This window comes from Acidovorax sp. Root219, from assembly GCF_001428665.1.
Lineage (GTDB): Bacteria > Pseudomonadota > Gammaproteobacteria > Burkholderiales > Burkholderiaceae_C > Acidovorax.
In genome coordinates this window covers 130495-149422 of sequence record NZ_LMIJ01000003.1, presented here as the reverse complement: position 1 = coordinate 149422, position 18928 = coordinate 130495, and the positions used below count along the sequence as shown (strand labels likewise).

Annotated in this window: 19 protein-coding genes; 9 read left to right on the top strand and 10 right to left on the bottom strand. The window is 68.4% G+C overall.

Annotated features, from left to right (window positions below):
* Positions 1-13 precede the first annotated feature (13 nt).
* Positions 14-1210, bottom strand: coding sequence for an aspartate aminotransferase family protein (locus ASE28_RS03595; protein ID WP_057203465.1), 1197 nt, complete (start codon positions 1208-1210; stop codon positions 14-16).
* A 246-nt stretch (positions 1211-1456) separates the two neighbouring features.
* On the opposite strand from ASE28_RS03595, the gene ASE28_RS03590 reads away from it, so the two are divergent.
* Positions 1457-1792 (top strand): DUF3579 domain-containing protein, encoded by a 336-nt coding sequence (locus ASE28_RS03590; protein WP_057264739.1) that lies wholly within the window; start codon positions 1457-1459, stop codon positions 1790-1792.
* A gap of 193 nt (positions 1793-1985) precedes the next feature.
* Here the strand turns inward: ASE28_RS03590 and rpsT are convergent, their stop codons facing one another.
* Complete coding sequence (gene rpsT, locus ASE28_RS03585; RefSeq protein WP_057203467.1) at positions 1986-2285, bottom strand: 30S ribosomal protein S20; 300 nt, start codon at positions 2283-2285, stop codon at positions 1986-1988.
* Between the two features lie 293 nt (positions 2286-2578).
* Here rpsT and murJ point away from each other — a divergent pair, with 293 nt between their 5' ends.
* Positions 2579-4150 carry a murein biosynthesis integral membrane protein MurJ gene (gene murJ / locus ASE28_RS03580; protein ID WP_057264989.1) on the top strand — a complete coding sequence of 524 codons (1572 nt, stop codon included), beginning with the start codon at positions 2579-2581 and terminating at the stop codon, positions 4148-4150.
* 89 nt (positions 4151-4239) lie between these two features.
* Positions 4240-5091, top strand: coding sequence for a SirB1 family protein (locus ASE28_RS03575; protein ID WP_057264737.1), 852 nt, complete (start codon positions 4240-4242; stop codon positions 5089-5091).
* Positions 5092-5127: 36 nt separating this feature from the next.
* Here the strand turns inward: ASE28_RS03575 and ASE28_RS03570 are convergent, their stop codons facing one another.
* Both ASE28_RS03570 and ASE28_RS03565 read right to left on the bottom strand, forming a co-directional pair.
* On the bottom strand, positions 5128-5964 hold the full coding sequence (locus ASE28_RS03570; RefSeq protein WP_057264735.1) for a hypothetical protein: 837 nt from the start codon (positions 5962-5964) through the stop codon (positions 5128-5130).
* 65 nt (positions 5965-6029) lie between these two features.
* Positions 6030-7112, bottom strand: a complete 1083-nt coding sequence (locus ASE28_RS03565; RefSeq protein ID WP_057203470.1) for a transporter — start codon at positions 7110-7112, stop codon at positions 6030-6032.
* A gap of 142 nt (positions 7113-7254) precedes the next feature.
* Between ASE28_RS03565 and ppk2 the strand changes: the two genes are divergently transcribed.
* Positions 7255-8169: a polyphosphate kinase 2 gene (gene ppk2, locus ASE28_RS03560; RefSeq protein WP_057203504.1), complete on the top strand. Its 915-nt coding sequence runs from the start codon at positions 7255-7257 to the stop codon at positions 8167-8169.
* 51 nt (positions 8170-8220) lie between these two features.
* Here ppk2 and ASE28_RS03555 read toward each other — a convergent pair whose 3' ends face one another.
* Genes ASE28_RS03555 through ASE28_RS03540 form a run of 4 tightly spaced genes read right to left on the bottom strand, consistent with a single transcriptional unit; the run spans position 8221 to position 11216 of the window.
* A complete protein-coding gene (locus tag ASE28_RS03555) occupies positions 8221-9225 on the bottom strand; it encodes a GlxA family transcriptional regulator (protein ID WP_057264733.1) in 1005 nt (334 codons plus the stop codon).
* Positions 9207-9836: a DJ-1/PfpI family protein gene (locus tag ASE28_RS03550; protein ID WP_057203472.1), complete on the bottom strand. Its 630-nt coding sequence runs from the start codon at positions 9834-9836 to the stop codon at positions 9207-9209. The genes ASE28_RS03555 and ASE28_RS03550 overlap by 19 nt, the downstream gene beginning before the upstream one ends.
* Before the next feature lie 22 nt (positions 9837-9858).
* Positions 9859-10635, bottom strand: a complete 777-nt coding sequence (locus tag ASE28_RS03545) for a carbon-nitrogen hydrolase family protein (protein ID WP_057264731.1) — start codon at positions 10633-10635, stop codon at positions 9859-9861.
* Between the two features lie 14 nt (positions 10636-10649).
* Positions 10650-11216, bottom strand: coding sequence for a cysteine hydrolase family protein (locus ASE28_RS03540; protein WP_057203474.1), 567 nt, complete (start codon positions 11214-11216; stop codon positions 10650-10652).
* Positions 11217-11513: 297 nt separating this feature from the next.
* Between ASE28_RS03540 and ASE28_RS03535 the strand changes: the two genes are divergently transcribed.
* Positions 11514-12620 carry a PHB depolymerase family esterase gene (locus ASE28_RS03535; RefSeq protein WP_057264729.1) on the top strand — a complete coding sequence of 369 codons (1107 nt, stop codon included), beginning with the start codon at positions 11514-11516 and terminating at the stop codon, positions 12618-12620.
* A 19-nt stretch (positions 12621-12639) separates the two neighbouring features.
* Here the strand turns inward: ASE28_RS03535 and ASE28_RS03530 are convergent, their stop codons facing one another.
* Together ASE28_RS03530 and purM are read right to left on the bottom strand one after the other, a co-directional pair.
* Complete coding sequence (locus ASE28_RS03530; protein ID WP_369818118.1) at positions 12640-13626, bottom strand: AI-2E family transporter; 987 nt, start codon at positions 13624-13626, stop codon at positions 12640-12642.
* A 173-nt stretch (positions 13627-13799) separates the two neighbouring features.
* The gene (purM, locus tag ASE28_RS03525) at positions 13800-14843 is read right to left on the bottom strand and encodes a phosphoribosylformylglycinamidine cyclo-ligase (RefSeq protein WP_057203476.1); all 1044 of its coding nucleotides are present in this window, start codon (positions 14841-14843) and stop codon (positions 13800-13802) included.
* A gap of 476 nt (positions 14844-15319) precedes the next feature.
* On the opposite strand from purM, the gene hda reads away from it, so the two are divergent.
* The 4 genes from hda to folK all read left to right on the top strand — a co-directional run.
* Positions 15320-16018: a DnaA regulatory inactivator Hda gene (gene hda, locus ASE28_RS03520; protein ID WP_057203477.1), complete on the top strand. Its 699-nt coding sequence runs from the start codon at positions 15320-15322 to the stop codon at positions 16016-16018.
* Positions 16019-16060: 42 nt separating this feature from the next.
* Positions 16061-16765, top strand: coding sequence for an HAD family phosphatase (locus ASE28_RS03515; RefSeq protein WP_057264727.1), 705 nt, complete (start codon positions 16061-16063; stop codon positions 16763-16765).
* A complete protein-coding gene (pcnB, locus tag ASE28_RS03510) occupies positions 16762-18414 on the top strand; it encodes a polynucleotide adenylyltransferase PcnB (RefSeq protein ID WP_057264725.1) in 1653 nt (550 codons plus the stop codon). The genes ASE28_RS03515 and pcnB overlap by 4 nt, the downstream gene beginning before the upstream one ends.
* Positions 18415-18428: 14 nt before the next feature.
* On the top strand, positions 18429-18928 hold a 500-nt coding region (gene folK / locus ASE28_RS03505), incomplete at its 3' end, for a 2-amino-4-hydroxy-6-hydroxymethyldihydropteridine diphosphokinase (RefSeq protein WP_057203506.1).

Here is an 18928-nt window from a genome sequence, read left to right as displayed (position 1 = left end):
GCGCGCCCAGGGTTTATTCGGCCAGCAGGGCTTTGACCAGCGGGACCAGCTTGGCAACGATCTCGTCGGCCTCGGCGGTGGACAGGATCAGTGCGGGCACGAGGCGGATCACCTTGTCGGCCGTAACGCTCAGCAGCAGGCCGGCTTCAGCCGCCTGGGCCAACAGCACGCCGCAGGGCTTGTCCAGTTCCACGCCCAGCATCAGGCCCTGGCCGCGCACTTCCTTGACCCCGGGCAGGCTGCCCAGTTCGCGCACGAGCGCGGCTTTCAGGTGCTCGCCCACGGTGGCTGCATTGTGCAGCAGACCGTCTTCTTCCATGATGCGAATGGTTTCCACGCCGGCGCGCATGGCCAACGGGTTGCCGCCAAAGGTGGTGCCATGGTTGCCCGGCTGCAGCACGTTGGCGGCCTTGGGGCCGGCCACCACGGCGCCGATCGGCACGCCCGAGCCCAGGCCCTTGGCCAGGGGCATCACGTCCGGCACGATGCCTGCCCACTGGTGCGCGAACCACTTGCCGGTGCGGCCCATGCCGCACTGCACCTCGTCGATCATCATCAGCCAGCCGCGCTCGTCGCACAGCGTGCGCAGCTGCTGCAGGTACTCGACGCGCATCGGGTTGATGCCGCCTTCCCCCTGGATGGTCTCGAAGAACACAGCCACCACGTTGGGGTTGCCCTCGGTGGCCTGCTTGATGGCCTCGATGTCGTTCAGCGGCACGCGCACGAAGCCTTCCACCAGCGGGCCGAAGCCGTTGTGGATCTTGGGGTTGCCGGTGGCCGACATGGTGGCGATGGAGCGGCCATGGAAGGCCTTCTCATAGACCACGATCTCGGGCTTGGCGATGCCCTTGTCCACGCCGTACTTGCGCGCGATCTTCAGCGCTGCCTCGTTGGCTTCCAGGCCCGAGTTGCAGAAGAACACGTTGGTCATGCCCGACAGCTCCACCAGCTTGGCCGCCAGGGTCTCCTGCAGGGGGACGTGGTAGTAGTTGGAGGAATGGATGATCTGGCTGATCTGGTGCTGCAGCGCGGGCACCAGCTGGGGGTGGTTGTGGCCCAGCGTGTTCACGGCGATGCCGCCCAGGCCATCGAGGTATTCCTTGCCGTTCACGTCCCACACGCGGCAGCCTTGACCGCGGGCCAGCGCAATCGGCACGCGGCCATAGGTGTTCATCACGTGGGGCGAGGCGGCCTCAATGAAAGCGGTCATGCAGAAATCTCCTGGCGGTGCGGTGAGAGGGTGGGCTTGTCCACCCCGAAAACGAAGCACGATTCTAGGGGCCATGCGATGACCCGCTGTTGACGATTGCGCATCACTGCAATGCGCGTGGCCGGCGATGCCTTGTGCGCTGGTAGGAAATAGGGAGGTAGCTCTTATATAAGAGTTAGAATGCTACGCTGCAGTGCAGCATGCAGTGATCCTGTGGCTACCGGCTGTCCATTACACTTCGACCCGATGGTTTCCCCCACCTCCAAAGAGATCTTCATCCAAGGCGTCACCCACGACGGGAAAACCTTCCGTCCCAGCGACTGGGCTGAGCGTCTGGCGGGGGTGATGAGCAGTTTTCGCCCCGGTGGGGCGCGGCCGGGTAGCCACCTGAGCTATTCGCCCTGGTGCATTCCCACCACCCTCAATGGCATCAAGTGCGTGGTGGTGCACCGTGACCTGCGCGACCACGAGCCCATGGCCTGGGATTTCGTCGTCAACTTCGCGCGTGACAACAACCTGCAGGTGGCCGAAGCCTGCCTGGTGCCGGATGCTACGGTGCTGCCGCCTCCCGTCAAGCCCTGAAAGGGCGCCCGCATTGTAAGCATGAAGGCCCCTCGGGGCTTTTTTTGTGCCTGGACGGGGCATGGCATCTGCCGCATTCGCGCCCCGGAAACGAAAAAACCGCCCTAAGGCGGTTCGTTCGTTTTTTGCTGGCAGCGCACCCGTTACAAACGGCGAACGGCGCGTGCCGTTCGGGCTGTTTGCCTGAAGAGGGTCAGGCGGCCAGGGCCAGGGCTTTCACCTTGGCAGACAGACGGCTCTTGTCGCGAGCGGCCTTGTTCTTGTGGAAGATGCCCTTGTCGGCCACGGAGTCCACCACGGCTTGCATCTTGGCGAACAGTTCGGACGCCTTGGTCTTGTCACCGGTCAGAACAGCCTTTTCGACGTTCTTCACAGCGGTACGGTATTTGGAGCGCAGCGAGGTGTTCGCGGCGTTGAGTTTCGTGTCCTGACGGACGCGCTTGCGGCCCGACGCCAGGCGCGGGTTCTTCTTCTTGGGTTTAGCGGATGCCATTGATGTGTTTCCTTAAGGTCTGAGGATGATGCCAGCAAAGCCCGCGATTATAGCCCAGTCGGTGCACCGGGCCCAGAGGGCGGCATATGAACGCCCGAATCAGGGCTTTTGGTAAGCGGGTGAAACACTGGGCGCCACTTCACACCCGCCTCGCAGACTTCATCTTCACTTCACGGTCGCCGCCAAGACTGCCTCGTCCATTCCACGCGGAGACTCTCTTGGCCCCCCTTTTGCCCAACCCTGCGGCGGTGGCTGCCGCCGCCGGCCACCCGCCAGCGCATACACTCCCGGCGGTGTCATTGCTCAAAGCCGCTTCCACTGTCTCCCTGCTGACCCTGGCCTCCCGCGTGACGGGCCTGGCGCGCGATCTTCTGATGGCCTCTCTCTTCGGGGCCAATGCCCTGACGGACGCTTTCAACGTCGCCTTCCGCATCCCCAACCTGTTTCGCCGCTTCTTTGCCGAAGGGGCGTTCAGCCAGGCCTTCATCCCGGTGCTGGCCACCAGCAAGGCGCAGCAGGGGGAAGACGCCACGCGCGTGCTCATCGCCAACGTGGCCACGGCCCTCACCTGGGTGCTGCTGCTGACCTGCGTGCTCGGCGTGGCGGGGGCGCCGGTGCTGGTCTGGGCCCTGGCCAGCGGCATGCGCCAGAGCCCCGAGGCCTACGACGCCGCAGTGCTCATGACGCGCTGGATGTTCCCCTACATCGGCTTCATGTCCCTGGTCGCGCTGTCGGCCGGCGTTCTGAATACCTGGAAGCACTTCACCGTGCCCGCAGCGTCGCCGGTGCTGCTCAACCTGTCCATGATCGGCGCGGCCCTGCTTGGCGCGCCCCAACTGGAGGCGCGCGGCATCGAGCCCATCTACTCCATGGCCGGCGGCGTGTTGCTGGGCGGCGTGCTGCAGCTGGCGGTGCAGATCCCGGTGCTGGCACGCATGGGGCTGCTGCCGCGCATCGGCGTGACCTGGCGCGCCATCCGCATGGCATGGGCCGACCCGGGCGTGCGCAAGGTGCTGTCGCTCATGGGGCCCATCCTGCTGGGCGTGGGCGTGGCGCAGATCTCGCTGATGATCAACACCCAGATAGCGTCCTACCTGAAGCCGGGCAGCGTCACCTGGCTGTTCTATGCCGACCGGTTGATGGAGTTCCCCACAGCGCTGCTGGGCGTGGCCCTGGGCGTGGTGCTCACCCCGCAGCTCACGGCCGCCAAGGCCGCGGGCGATGCCGACAGGTACTCCGCCATGCTCGACTGGGGCCTGCGCATCGTGGTGCTGCTGGCCGTGCCCTGCGCCGTGGCCTTGCTCACGTTTTCCAAGCCGCTGGTGGCCACGCTGTTCCACTATGGCAAGCTGCAAGACGGCGACGTGGGCCAGATCGCGATGGCCCTGTCGGGCTACGGCGCGGGCCTGCTCGGCCTGGTGGCCATCAAGGTGCTGGCTCCGGGCTACTACGCCAGCCAGGACGTGCGCACGCCGGTCAAGATCGCCATCTCGGTGCTGGTCATCACGCAACTGCTCAACGTGGCGCTGGTGTGGTGGCTTCGGATTGGGCACGCCGGCCTGGCCCTGTCCATTGGCCTGGGGGCCCTCATCAATGCGCTGTGGCTGCTCATCGGCCTGCTGCGGCGCGGCAGCTACCAGCCGCTGCCGGGCTGGGGCCGCTTCATCCTGCAGGTGGTGGCTGCAAGTGCCTTGCTGGCCACGCTGCTGGTGTGGTCGTCGTACCATTTCGACTGGCTGGGCCTGCGCGCCGCCAAGTGGCAGCGCATTGGCCTGCTGGCGGCGCTCATGGCGGCATCGGCCGCGCTGTACTTCGGCGCCCTGTGGGCGGCCGGGCTCAAGCTGCGCAAGATGCTGCGGCGCTGAACCGGCCTGGCCGTGGCAAAGCGAAATAACCCTGTCCCGCGTGACTTTTGCAGCTTGACGCGGCCGGGTCAGAACCTTACAACCTTGCCATGCCACTGAGCCTGACCGTACCGACCTCGCTGGAGTATTTTGCATCGCTGGTGCAAAGCGACGACCACTTCCCCTTGCTGGAAGCCGCCGCCAGCCTGGCGCAGGACGAGTACCCCGAATTCGACGTCCAATTGTTGCTGGGCGACGTGGACCAGCTGCTGGCGCGCATCATGCGCCGCCTGCCGGCCGATGCGCCCGCGCTGCAGCGCCTGCGCACGCTTAACCAGTTCTTCTTTGCCGACATGGGGTTTGCCGGCAACATCAACAACTACTACGACCCCGAGAACAGCTACCTCAATGCCGTGCTGCGCACGCGCCGGGGCATTCCCATCAGCCTGGCCGTGCTGTGGATGGAGCTGGCCCAGGGCCTGGGCCTGCATGCGCGCGGCATCGCCTTCCCGGGGCATTTCATGGTCAAGGTGCTGCTGCCCAAGGGGCAGGTGGTGCTGGACCCGATCTCCGGCCAGTCTCTGAGCCGCGAAGAGCTGGGTGAGCGGCTGGAGCCCTACAAGCGCCGCAACGGCCTGGTGGACGACTACGACGTGCCCCTGGGCCTGTACCTGCAGGCGGCCACGCCGCGCGACATCATCGCGCGCATGCTGCGCAACCTCAAGGAGGTGCACCGCACCCAGCAGGACTGGCAGCGGCTGATCGCGGTGCAGGACCGCCTGATCGTGCTGCAGCCCGAAGCCTGGGGAGAGTGGCGCGATCGCGGGCTCGCGCACGCCGAGCGGGGCAACCTGACCGAGGCCATTTCCGACCTGGAGACCTACCTCCACCATGCGGACGACGGCCTGGACCTGGACCATGTGGCCGACCGGCTGAGCGCCCTGCGCAGCGCCAACGAGTAGGCTGCGAAAGCGCATTCGCGCTTTCCTGGGCGCCAATCAGCCCTGCAGCCGCGCCAGTTCTGCGCGCAGTGCTTCGTTCTCGGCGGTCAGCTCGGCCACGCGCAGGCGCAGCGCCTGCAGTTCGCCGCCTGCATCGGATGCCTCGTTCTCGGGCGCCGCTTCTTCCTTCTCTTCGCGCGGCTTGCGCTGCTTGGCATCGCGCACGCGCTTGGCGGCCTGCTTGAGCTCGTCCTTGCCGCCCTTGGCGGCGGCCACCTGCTCTTCGGCCGGCAGGGTGGCCACGGCGGCGGCGGTGTTCAGCGAGATGGTGCCGGACTTGACGGCCGCCACCAGCTCGGGCGCCGCCTGCTTCTGGATCTTTTCGATGGCCACCACCTGGCTGCTGCTCAGGCGGGCCGCCCGGGCAATGGCCTCGCGGCTGCTCAGGGTTTCGGAAGGCACGTCCGGTTCGGGTGCCGGCGGCGGTGGCGCGGCCACCGGGCCGTCGGACGACCAGGGCAGGTCGGCCTCGTCCACCGGCTCGGGCGGGATGGCGGCCGCACGGCTGCGGCGTGCGGCCACGATCTCGCGCTTGCGCAGGGCCAGCACGCCGCGCTGGAAGTCCGAGACGCTGCGCCGGCCCAGGTGCTGGTCGATCATCCACAGGTGCACGTCTTCCATGCTCTGGAAGTGCGTGTTCTGCACCGTCTGGAAGGGCAGGCCGTGCTTCTGGCAGATGCCGTAGCGGTTGTGGCCGTCCACCAGCACGTCGCCCCACAGCACCAGGGCATCGCGGCAGCCCTCGGCCAGCAGGCTGCGTTCCAGGGCGTCGTGTTCGTCGCGGGTCAGGGGATCGATGTAGGCTTTGAGTTCTTCGTTGACGACGATGTTCATGGTGGCGCGGAATCCGGGGAGCGAGGCAAGGGGCGGGATTGTAATGGCCCGCCCAGTGGTGCCTCCTACCGGTCCCGGGTGCCCCGCAGGGCGATCCAGGCCGCCACGGCGGTGAATACCACGAGGATGCCCACGATGATCCAGAAGCCGTGCGGGCTGTCCGCCAGCGGCACGCCGCCCACGTTCATGCCCAAGAGGCCGGTCATGATGTTGATGGGCAGGGCCAGCACCGTCACCACGGTCAGCACGAACAGGCTGCGGCTGTTGGCCTCCTGCACGTTGGCCGCCACCTCTTCCTGCAGGAGCTTGATGCGCTCTTGCAGGCCCTGCATGTCGCGCAGCACCACCGAAAATTCTTCGGTCGAGTCGCGCAGCTCCTGCGCGTCCTCGGCGCCCATCCAGGCCGGTGGGTTCTGCAGCAGGCGGAACAGGGCCGCCGGCTCGGGTGCCAGCAGGCGCTGCAGCCGCACCAGCAGCCGGCGCAGCACACCCAGGCGCGCGCGCTTGTGGTCCAGCCGGCCGGCCAGCAGCTCGTCTTCGATGCGGTCGATGCGCTGCGTGACCCCGCGCACGATGTCCACCAGCCCCCCGGCCTGGGTGCGCATGAGCTGCTCCAGCAGGGCCACGCTGGAGCGCGGCGATTGCCCGTCGCGCACCGCTGTGCGCAGCGCGTCCACCGAGCGCAGGGGGTGGGCGCGGGCCGTCACCACCAACTGCGGCGCCACGCTGATCCACAGCGTGGCGATGTCGAAGGGCTCGAAGGCGAAGTCGAAATGCGCGTCGTTGAGCACCGCGATCAGCGTGTCGTCGTCGCGCTCGATGCGGGTGGAGTGCGAGCCGTCCTTGAGCGCCTCGAAAAAGGCGTCGGGTAGCCCGGCATGGCGCTCCATCCAGCGCACCGCCTGGGTGTGGCTCAGGTTGAAGTGCAGCCAGACGAAGGGCGGGGGCTCTGCCTCTTCGGCCGGGTCGGCGGGCGGGTGGCCTTCCAGTGCCTGGGCATCGGCAAGCAACTGCAGCCATTGCGCGGCCTCCACCGAGTCGATGGCCTGTGCAGGGCCGCCGGTGGCGTCCATGCGGTAGCCGCAGATCAGGCCTGCCGCATCTCCCCCGTAGTTCTGGCCGGCAGTGCCGGCGGCAGGTGTGTTCATGGGCAAGGGCGGCGCAACAACAAAGGCATGGTCGGGAATGCTGCCGTTACGACATGACAGCGATGTGACACTTCATGTGGGTGTCATGCATTTGTCACCGGAAGGGCGCATCATGGGAAACCCTATCTGCTCCTTCGAAGCCATGTTCCAAAACGCACCCATCGATGCCCAGGACCTGATGCAGCGCATCGCCAACGACCTGATCGACAGCTACGACGAAGAGCTGGAGCTGGAGATCGAGGATCGCAACGTGGACGATGCCGGCGACCTCGTCCCGACCGACAGGCATGCACGCCAGCAGTATTTCAAGGAGCTGTTCCGCCTGCAGGGCGAGCTGGTCAAGCTGCAGGACTGGGTGCAGCACAGCCGCCAGAAGGTGGTGATCCTGTTCGAGGGGCGCGATGCGGCCGGCAAGGGCGGCGTCATCAAGCGCATCACCCAGCGCCTGAACCCGCGCGTGGCCCGCGTGGCGGCGCTGCCCGCACCCAACGACCGCGAACGCACGCAGTGGTATTTCCAGCGCTATGTGGCGCACCTGCCCGCCGCCGGCGAAATGGTGCTGTTCGACCGCAGCTGGTACAACCGCGCCGGTGTCGAGCGCGTCATGGGCTTTTGCTCGGACGACGAGTACGAGGAGTTCTTCCGTACCGTGCCCGATTTCGAGAAGATGCTGGTGCGCTCGGGCATCACGCTCGTCAAATACTGGTTCTCCATCACCGACGAAGAGCAGCACCTGCGCTTTCTGGGCCGCATCCACGACCCGCTCAAGCAGTGGAAGTTGAGTCCCATGGACCTGGAAAGCCGTGTGCGCTGGGAGGCCTACACCAAGGCCAAGGAAACCATGCTCGAGCGCACCCACATCCCCGAAGCCCCGTGGTGGGTGGTGCAGGCCGTGGACAAGAAGAAGGCGCGCCTGAACTGCATCGCGCACCTGCTGTCGCAACTGCCCTACCAGGACGTGCCGCACCCGCCCGTGGTGCTGCCCGACCGCGTGCGCAACCCCGAGTACCTGCGCCAGCCGGTGCCTGCAGGCATGTACGTACCCGAAGTCTATTGAGGTCGTGCCGGGCTGGGTGTAGCCCAGCTCCTATTGGTGCCAGGCCCGCAGTCAGTGGCGGGCCACCGCGTCCCTTGCCGGGGTCCCGGGCCGGCCGAACTGGTGCCAGGCGCGGCGCAGCTGCGTATCCGAGCTGAACCCCGCGAGCGCTGCCGCCTGCGTCACGTTGTGGCCCGACTGCAGCGCCGCCTCGGCGGCGGCCAGGCGGATGCGGCGCAGGTACTGCAGCGGCGCGATGCCCGCATGCTCCAAAAAAAGCCGGTTCAGGTGCCGTGGCGAGGTGTGCGCCACCTCGGCCATGGCGGTCACGTTCCAGGGCGCCTGGGGTTGCTGGCCTACGGCGTCCTGCACACGGTGCAGGGGGCCGTGCAGGTGGTTGCGGTGGTGCAGAAAGGGCGAGAACTCCGGGTCCTGCGGGCCGCGGCGCAGGGCCACCACCATGGTCTGGGCCACTTGGGCGGCAATCGCCGGGCCGCAGGTGTCGGCAATGCGGTACAGCACCAGGTCGATGCCGGTGGTCACCCCGGCGCTGCTGTGCAGCGCGCCGTCGTGCACGAAGACCCGGTTGGACACCACGTCGCAGTGCGGGTCCGCCAGGGCCAGCTCGCCCAGGTGCTGGTGGTGCGTGGTGGCACGCCGGCCCGTCAGCAGCCCGGCGTGGGCTGCCAGCACCGCCCCCGCGCAGATGGTGACCAGCTCCAGCCGGCCCGCAGCCAGGCGCATGCCGCGCAGCCAGTGCAGCAGGTCGCGCGCCTCGCTGTTGTCCACAGCGATGGCCTTGCCCGGCAGGCCCACCAGCACCACCCAGGCCGGCTGGGGCAGGGTGGCGGGCAAGGGCTCCAGCCCGGTCAGCATGGCGCCCACCGAGGTCACCGCCTCGGGCGTGGGGCTGGTGAAGTGCTGCACGAAGCGCTCGGGTTGGCCCTGGGCGCGCAGCAACTGGTTGGCGATGCGCAGCGCCTCGGCCGGTCCGGCCCAGTCCAGCACCAGGCTGCCGGGCAGCAGGGCGAAGTAGACGTGGATGGGAGCGTGCGGTGTCAGGGGTTCGGGTTCCATGGCGTGTCCATCTGGCGGGCGGTGCGCTCGGACAGGGCGGAGCCGGCCAGGCGCGTGACCAAATGCAGGCTCATGTCGATGCCGGCGCTGATGCCGGCGGACGTGACCAGCGCGCCGCAGTCGACCCAGCGCACATTCTCCTGCACGTCGAGCGCCGGGAACTGCGCACGCAGGTCGGCGATGTCCTCCCAGTGCGTGGTGGCCGGCCCTTCGGTGAGCACGCCGGCCGCCGCCAGGATGAAGGCGCCCGTGCAGACCGAGGCCGTGATCTGCGCACCTACGGCGGCCCGCGCCACCCAGGCGCGTGTCTCGGCGCAGGCGGCTGCGGCATCGACCACGCCGCCGGGCACGATCAGCACGTCCGGCGCCGCTGCGCTGGCGAAGTCGGCATCGGGCAGCACGCGCAGGCCGGCCCGCGCCTGCACCGGCTGCAGGCTGCGCGCCACGCACTGCACGGCAAAGGGTGTGGGCGCGCCGGGTTGCAGGCGCTGCTGCATGCGGCAGGCGGTGGTGAAGACTTCATAGGGGCCGCCCAGGTCCAGGGCCTCGACATCGTCGAATACCAGGATGGCAACCTGCAAGGGGCGTGGGGAGGCGGAAACAGTGGTCATGGAGTGAACAAAGGTCAAAAGGTCAAGGGGCCGGCCGGGCGAACACATAGCGCGGGTAGGTGCTGCGGGCGCCGGCGGCCATCGCCGGGTTCACGTCCACTGTGCAGAAGGGGCGGTTCTCGCTGGTCTGCGCGAGCAGGGCGCCATCGGGGCTGATCGCCCAGCCAGCGCCGCCGTAGGTGTCTGCGCCCGTATCGACCCGGTTCGACGAGAGGCTGTAGGCGCCGGTTCGCACCGCCGCCACGGTGCCCATGGCCAGCCACTTGGCGGTGGTCGCCGCTGCCGTGGCGCGCGGCGACAGGATGGCCTCCAGGCCCAGGGCGGCATAGCCTGCGTAGGTGTCCAGCGCCCAGAGCTCGGTGCAGATGCTCAGGCCGAACGCCAGGGGGCCGGCGGAGAAGCGCGCAAACTCGGCATCGCCGCGCTCGAACCAGGTGGCCTCCCAGCCCCCAGGCTCATCGGGCAGGTGAAACTTGCGCCGCAGCGGCTGGTAGCCGCCCTGGGCTGACCAGGCAAAGCCCTCGTTGTAGTGGCGCCCGTCCACGGTGACCGGGCGGGCGCCCACCACCCAGGTGGCGCCCAGTTCGTGCAGCCGCGCCGTCCAGGCATCGCTCAGTGCCTCGGCTGCGGCCCAGCGCTGTGGATCGAAAGGCGCGGATTCCCACACGGGCTCCACGAAGGCGAATTCGGGCAGCAACACCAGCTCCGAGCGTTCGGCGCGCACATGGGCTGCCAGGGATTCCCACGCCGGTTCCAGCAGCGCTGGCCGGTAGGGCAGTTCGCAGACGGTGGCGCGCATGGCGGTCCCCCGGCTCAGCCTGCCGCTGCGGCGGCGGCCAGGGCTTCGTCTACGGTGCGCAGCGTGGCAAAACGGCCTGCCAGCACGGTGGCGGTGCGGGCCTTGATGTCGGGGGCGGGCAGCGTGCGGCCATCGGGCTGCACCATGTCCCAGGTCAGGGTGGCGTCGGCCACGAAGTCCACCTCCCAGCCCAAATCCGAGGCGTGGCGCGTGGTGGTTTCGCAGCATTGCTCGGTGCGGATGCCGCTCACGATCAGGCGCTGGATGCCGTGGCGGGTAAGCCAGACATCCAGGCCCGTGCCCACCAGTGCACTGTGGCGCGACTTGGTGAAGGTGGCGGCGGCGTCGAAGGCGGCCAGGCCGTCGAGCGCCCGCACTTGGCCGGATTCGATGGCGAAGGGGTTGCTGGCATCCGCCGGGCCTTCGCTGTGGAAGATGCGCACCACGGGCACGCCCTGCGCCACGCTGCCTTCGATCAGCGCGTTCTGCGCCGCCAGGTAGGCCGGCAGGTCGTTGGCCGTGAAGTAGGGGCGCTGGCGGAAGGATTCCTGCACATCAATCACAATCAGACAGGTTTTCATGCTCGGGGCCTTAAAGTTTGGTTTGGAATGGCGCAATCTTCCCTTTGTAGAGCGGCGAAGTCCCGCCAGCCCTGGACATCTATCGATCAATTTCTGCCACGATTTTCGGTCTGGCCGGGGCATGTGGCAGTCTTGGTGCGCCCAATACCCTTGGTTTTTGAACGCGGCCTGTACCCAGCGCTTCCTGGCAGGGGTTTGCTGCTATTGATTGCATAGCGTCAGGCGCATGAAGCCATAAGCTGCTATGGTGTATAGGGTTTTCCCTATATATGGATAGCACCAGCACATCTTCTGCCCATGGCCCGCCGTTCCCGTCTCTTCTCGCTGTCAGCGCTCACTCGCGCCTACCAGCGCAACCTCAAGGCCTTTGAAAAGGCGGCCAAACCCATGCGTGCGCAGGCGGTGACGGCGCTGCGGGTCGTGCCCAAGCTGGCCCAGAAAGCGGCCAGGCCGCAGCCCATCCGCTCTGTGGCGCCGCGCCCGCGCAAGCCGCAGCCCGTCAGTGGCGAGTGGCTGGCAGGCATTGCGCCGGGGCCGGCGGGAGCGCGGCGCTTTCATCTGTACATTCCGCCCGCACTCGCGCTCAAGAAGGGCGAGACACTGCCGCTGCTGGTCATGCTGCATGGTTGCGGGCAGACCGGGCGTGACCTGGCCGCCAGTTCGCGCATGAACCGGCTGGCGGCGCGCAAGCGCTTTCTGGTGCTCTACCCCGAGCAGGAGCGCATGGCCAACGCCCATGGCTGCTGGAACTGGTTCGAGCGACGCAATGGCAAGGCCGCTGCCGAAGCCGCCACCCTGCTGGCGGCCGTGGACCAGGTGGCGCGCCGGCATCCGGTGGACCTCCATCGCGTGGCGGTGGCAGGCCTGTCGGCAGGTGCCAGCATGGCGGCCTTGCTGGGCGCCACCTACCCGGAGCGCTTTTGCGCCGTGGCCATGCATTCCGGCGTGGCGCCGGGCACGGCCGAATCGGCCGCCACGGCCATGGCCGCCATGCATGGCAAGCGCGAGGCGCACCTGCCCGAGCCGCCAGGCGCCAGTGCCCTGGTGCCGGGCCTGCGCATCGACGGCACGCCACTGCCACCGCTGCCCCCTCTGCTGATCCTGCACGGCGATGCCGACGGCGTGGTGTCCGTGCGCAATGCGGTGGCCACGGCCACGCTGTGGGCCGAGGCGCTGGGTGCGCGGGCCGGCACGGCGCGCATGCTGCAGCGCGGCAAGCGCCATGCGACGCGGGTGACTGAATACCGGGCACGCGCCCGCTCGGTGGTGGCGCTGCGTGAAATCGTGGGCCTGGGCCATGCCTGGAGCGGCGGTACCCCCAGCCTGCCCTACAGCGACCCGCAAGGGCCGGACGCATCCACGCTGGTGTGGACCTTCGTGGAAAAGCAGTTCGCGCGCAAATGACCGGGCCGCGCCGGCTGGCTCAGACCAGCCGCGCGGCGACCAGTTCCTTCTTCAGGTAGGCGTAGAACAGCGGGGCCGCCACCAGCCCGGCCGGGCCGAACACGGCCTCGGCCACGAACATCACGCTCAGCAGCTCCCACACGCCCATGTGCGTGCGCCGGCCCACGACCTTGGCGTTGATCACGTACTCGGCCTTGTGGATCAGGATCAGGAAGCCCAGGCAGGCTGCAGCGGCCATGGGCGATACCGACAGGCCGACGATGGTGATCACCGCGTTGCACAGCAGGTTGCCCACGATGGGCACCAGCCCGGCCACGAAGGTCAGTGTGATCAGCACGGGGGTGTAGGGCAGCTCCAGCCCCCACAGCGGCAGGATGAACAGCAGGAACAGGGCCGTGAGCAGGGTGTTGAAGCTCGCGATCCAGAACTGCGCGGCCACGATCTGGCGGAAGGCCTCGCCCAGCAGCGTGATGCGCTGCTGCAGGGCAGCGGCCAGGGGCCCGCGCGGCGGTGCCGGCGGCCGCACCGCCGCGAGCGAGCCGATCAGCAGGCCCACGTAGGCGAACAGCAGCCCCGCCAGCCAGGCACGCCCGGCCATGGCCAGCGCGCCGGCCTTGGCACCCAGGTAGCTGGCGATGATGCGCTGGATCTCGGCCGCGCCTTCGGGCAGGTGGCTGGCCATGTCGGTCGGCAGCTTCAGCCGCAGCTCCAGCACCGTGCGCGCCATGTAGTCGAGCAGTTCGCGGTATTGCTGCGGCGCCTCGACCAGGTAGCCGCGCGAGTGCGTGACCCCTATCGCCAGCAGCACCAGCGGCGAAAGCATGACCACGGCGGCCGCAGCCAGCTCGGCCAGGCGCGGCAGAACGCTGGAGGGCGATGCGCTGCGGCGCCGGGCCAGCCGCGCCAGCCACTGCGCGAGCGCCCGCGTTGCCAGGAAGCCCAGGCACACGCACAGCAGGCCGGGCAGCAGGTTGCGCCACATCACCAGCAGCAGCGCACCGGCCATCAGCAGGTAGCTGGCCAGTGCCACGCCGCGCGGCAGTGGGTCGAAAGGGGCAGGGGCGCCGATGCCGGCGCCCGTGACGGGCACGGCAGGTGTGCCGGGGGGGCGGGCGGGCACAATGCCCGTGCCCGCTTCAGGCGGCTCCCGTGGTGGCTGCGCCATGGCGCGTGGCCGCCTCAGGCGACGACCACGGCGGCGCCGTCAACGCGTGGCGCAATGGCGCCAATGGTATAGACCTTTTCGCCCGCAGCCGCCAGCGTGGCGGCCGTGGCGGCGGCGTTGGCGGCATCCACCACCACCACCATGCCGATGCCGTTGTTGAAGGTGCGGTTCATCTCGATGTCGTCGATGCCAGCCGTCTTCTGCAGCCAGGCGAACAGCTCCGTCTGGGGCCAGCTGCCCTTGGTGAGGTGGGCGGCCGTGCCTTCAGGCAGCACGCGCGGGATGTTCTCCAGCAGGCCACCGCCGGTGATGTGGGCCAGCGCCTTGATGGGGTGGGCGGCCAGCGCAGCCAGCACGTTCTTCACGTACAGGCGCGTGGGTTCCATGATGGCCTGCTTGAAGGGCTTGCCGTCCAGCGTGGCGGGGGTGTCGGCGCCGGCGCGCTCGATGCACTTGCGCACCAGGCTGAAACCGTTGGAATGCACGCCATGGCTGGCCAGGCCCAGCACCACGTCGCCGGGCTGCACGTCCTTGCCGGTGAGGATCTTGGATTTTTCGACCGCGCCCACGGCAAAGCCGGCCAGGTCGTATTCGCCTGTGGGGTACATGCCGGGCATTTCAGCCGTTTCGCCGCCGATCAGCGCGCAGCCGCTCAGCTCGCAGCCGCGGGCGATGCCGCCCACCACGGCCGCAGCCGTGTCCACATCGAGCTTGCCGCAGGCGAAATAGTCGAGGAAGAACAGGGGCTCTGCGCCTTGCACCAGCACGTCGTTGACGCTCATGGCCACCAGGTCGATGCCCACGGTATCGTGCATGTTCCACTCGAAGGCCAGCTTGAGCTTGGTGCCCACGCCATCGGTGCCGGAGACCAGCACGGGCTCCTTGTAGCGCTTGGGCACCTCGAACAGCGCGCCAAAGCCGCCGATGCCGGCCAGCACGCCTTCACGCATGGTTTTCTTGGCCAGGGGCTTGATGCGTTCGACCAGCGCGTCGCCCGCGTCGATGTCAACGCCGGCGTCTTTGTAGGAAAGGGGGGTGGGGGTGGCGGAGGAGCTCATGGATGGTGTGGTGCTGGTAGGCCCGCACGGCGGGCTGGAATCCAGGGATTTTAAGGGGCATGCTCCTCCGCTGGCTCTCAGCCCTGTCGAAACGGGGGCTTTGGAGGGCGGCGCGACAGGTTTGCCCGCCACGCCGCAGGGGCCCCGCCAGGCGGCGATGCCCTGGTAACGCAGGGCCGCCAGCGCGTTGGCGGCGATCAGCACCACCAGGCCCCAGGCGAGCAGCGTGGTGTGCTTGCATCATGGCGCCAGCAGGAGACTAAAATCGGCCATATTGTCGCTGCCGGGATCTTTCGCAAGAGGCGTCCCGGTGCAATGCAACGGCCCCTGTGCCGCCACTTTTGCCGCGTTCCGCCGCAGTCACCTACGGCCAGACATCTTTCAATGCCACCTGTGATGCCGCTGCTGATCTTCTCCCTGCCCGCCGCTTTCGCGCCCACCGCCACGGGCCGGCCCCTGCTGCCTGGGTGCCGCGCATGAAGCAACTGGCGCTCGACATCGGCCTGGCCACGGGGCCAACGCTTTCCCGCTTCTTCCCTGGCCCGAATGAGGCCTCTTTGCAACACCTGCGCCTGGCGGCCGGGGTCGGCAGCAGCCAGGCCACCCGTTCGCCGGTGCCCACCTACCTGTGGGGCGAATCCGGCAGCGGCAAATCGCACCTGCTCAAGGCCGTGCGCCAGGCGCTGCGCGACCAGGGCGACAGCGTCGGCTGGCTCGACCCCGCCGTGGCCGAGCCGCCCGAGTTCGACGAGGGCTGGTCCGCCGTGCTCATGGACGACGTGCACCTGTACAGCACGGCCCAGCAGGCGACGGCCTTCAACTGGTTCGTCAACGCCATCAGCCCGGCCAGCGGTAGCCAGCGCTGGGTGCTGGCCGCCGGCAGCCTGCCGCCGGCCGACCTGCCGCTGCGTGACGACCTGCGCAGCCGCCTGGGCTGGGGCCATGTGTTCCAGCTGCAACTGCTGGGCGAGCCCGAGCGGCGCGCCGTGCTGCGCCAGGAGGCCGACGCGCGCGGCGTGTTCCTGGGCGATGAAGTCATGGACTACATGCTCAACCGTTTCTCGCGCGACCTGGGCAGCCTGATGCAACTGCTCGACCAGCTCGACGCCTTTGCCCTGCGCACCCAGCGCGCCATCACCATCCCGCTGCTCAAGACGATGCTCGAGTCCGAATGAGCCAGCGCATCCACCTGCCGGCGCATGCCCGCACCTGACCGAATGACCACCCCCGCTTCCCTGGCCAGCCGCCCCCGGCTCGCGCTGTTCGACCTGGACCACACGCTGCTGCCGCTCGACTCCGACTACGAGTGGGGTGAGTTCACCATCCGCATCGGCTGGAACGACCCCGTCGAGTTCGCGCGCCGCAACGGCGAGTTCTATGCCCACTACCAGGCAGGTACACTCGACGTGCACGATTACGTGCGCTTTGCCACCGAGGCCGTGCGTTTGCGCGGGCCCGATGCTGCGGCCGCCGCCCATGAACGGTTCATGCGCGAGGTCATCACCCCGGCGATACAACCCCAGGCCCTGGCCTTGGTGCAGCAGCACTTGGACGCGGGGGACGAGGTGCTGATCGTCACCGCCACCAACGAGTTCGTGACCACCCCGATTGCCAAGGCGCTGGGGGTGGGCGAGCTGCTGGCCGTGCAACTGGTGCGCGATGCGGCTGGCTGGTACACCGGCGAGATCGACGGCGTGCCCACCATGCGCGAAGGCAAGGTGACGCGCATGGAACAATGGCTGGCCCAGCGCCAGCTCACCTGGGGTGATGTCGAGAGCACGTTCTACAGCGACTCTATGAACGACGTGCCCCTGCTCGAAAAGGTCGACCACCCGGTCGCCACCAACCCCGACCCGCGCCTGCGGGCGCTGGCCCAGGAGCGCGGCTGGCGCATACTGGACCTGTTTACTGCACACCCATGATCAAGAAGTTCATCGACAAACTGCTGGGCAAATCGACGCCTGGCACCTCGGGCGGCAAGCCGCATTTCGGCAAGCGCGAAGAGGTGCCCGCCACCGTGCACGGCATCAACCCCGAGCTGGTGGACCGCCGGGCGGCCGAGGTTGTGGCCACGCTCAAGCAGGCCGGCTACGAGGCCTACATCGTCGGTGGCGCCGTGCGCGACCTGCTGCTGGGCCTGCGCCCCAAGGACTTCGACGTGGCCACCAATGCCACGCCCGAGCAGGTCAAGGGGCTGTTCCGCCGGGCCTTCATCATCGGCAAGCGCTTTCGCATCGTGCACGTGGTGCATGGCCGCGGCCGCGAGCACGAGGTGATCGAGGTCTCCACCTTCCGCGCCTACCTGGACAACGCCGCCGCCGGCCAGGTCGCGGGCAACGAAAAGACCAGCAAGCAGCAGCTGTCGGGCATGCAGCATGCCGTGGACGCCAGCGGACGCGTGCTGCGCGACAACGTCTGGGGCCCACAGGACGAGGATGCCACGCGCCGCGACTTCACCGTCAACGCCATGTACTACGACCCGGTCAGCCAGATCGTGGTGGACTACCACAAGGGCATCCAGGACGCCAAGAAGAAGACGTTGCGCATGATTGGCGACCCCGCCACGCGCTACCGCGAAGACCCGGTGCGCATCATCCGCGCCGTGCGCTTTGCCGCCAAGCTCAGCGCCCTGGGCTTCACCATCGAGGCCAAGACGGCCGCGCCCCTGGTGCAGTCGCAGACGCTGCTCGCCGACGTGCCGCAAAGCCGCATGTTCGACGAGATGCTCAAGCTCTTGCAGACCGGCCATGCCATCGCCACCATCGCCCAGCTCAAGAAGCTCGGCATGTCCAAGGGCATCTACCCACTGCTGGATGTGGCGGTGGAACGCGCCGAGACCCCCTTCGTGAGTGCCGCGCTGGCCGATACCGACCGCCGCGTGGGCGAGGGCAAGCCCGTGGCGCCGAGCTTCCTGCTCGCCTGCGTGCTGTGGGAAGACGTGCGCAACGGCTGGAACGAGCGCATGACCAACCAGCGCCAGCACGCGCTGCCGGCGCTGCAGGAGGCCATCGACGAGGTGTTCGACAAGCGCATCGGCGACGTGTCTGGCCGCGGCAAGCTGGCGGCCGACATGCGCGAGATCTGGGTCATGCAGCCGCGCTTTGAAAAGCGCGTGGGCAGCACGCCCTTCGGCATGGTCATGCAGCCGCGCTTTCGCGCCGGCTTCGACTTCCTGCGCCTGCGTGCCGACGTGGGCGAGATCGGCGAGGCCCTGGCCGAATGGTGGCAAGACTTTCAGGCCGCCGACGACGACCGCCGCGAGGACCTGATGGACCAGGCCCGCGAAGAACAGAAGGCGCGCCAGCGCGTGAGCCAGCCCACGGCGCGCCGCGTGCCCAAGGCATCGCCGGACGGCGAGGGCCAGGCCCCGGCGGCCCCGCAACCCAAGCCGCGTGCGCCCCGTGCTGCCGCTGCCGACGGTGGGCAGGACGATGCAGACGACTTCGCACCCGACCACGGCGGCGATGCCGTGCCACCCGATGGCAGCGCCCCCAAGAAGCGCCGCCGCCGTCGCCGCAAGCCCACGGGCGGTGGTGGCGGTGAAGGCTCTGCCGCGCCTGCGGCACAGTGAGCCAGGCCGCCGGCATGGGCGCCACCACAGCGGTCTTCATTGGCCTGGGCGCCAACCTCGGTGATCGGGGCGCCGCCCTGCAGCAGGCGCTGGCCTCCCTGGCGGCCCTGCCGCAGACCGAGGTGCGCCAGGTCTCCTCGCTGTACCGCAGCGCGCCGGTGGATGCCGATGGCCCCGACTACCTGAACGCCGTGGCCGAGCTGGCCACGGAGCTGACCCCCAAGGCCCTGCTGCAGGCCCTGCAGGCCATCGAACTGGCAGCGGGCCGCGAACGCCTGTACCGCAATGCGCCGCGCACGCTGGACCTCGACATCCTGCTCTATGGCGACGAGGCCATCACCACCCCCGATCTCACCGTGCCGCATCCGCGCATGGGGGAACGGGCCTTCGTGCTGCTGCCCTTGTCCGAGCTGGCGCCTGCGCGTGTCACCCCAGGCCAGTTGGCGGGCGTGGCCAGTCAGCGCATTGAGCGCACTGAAACCTTGCTCTGGCCAGTGGCAGGCTCCAGCAGCTA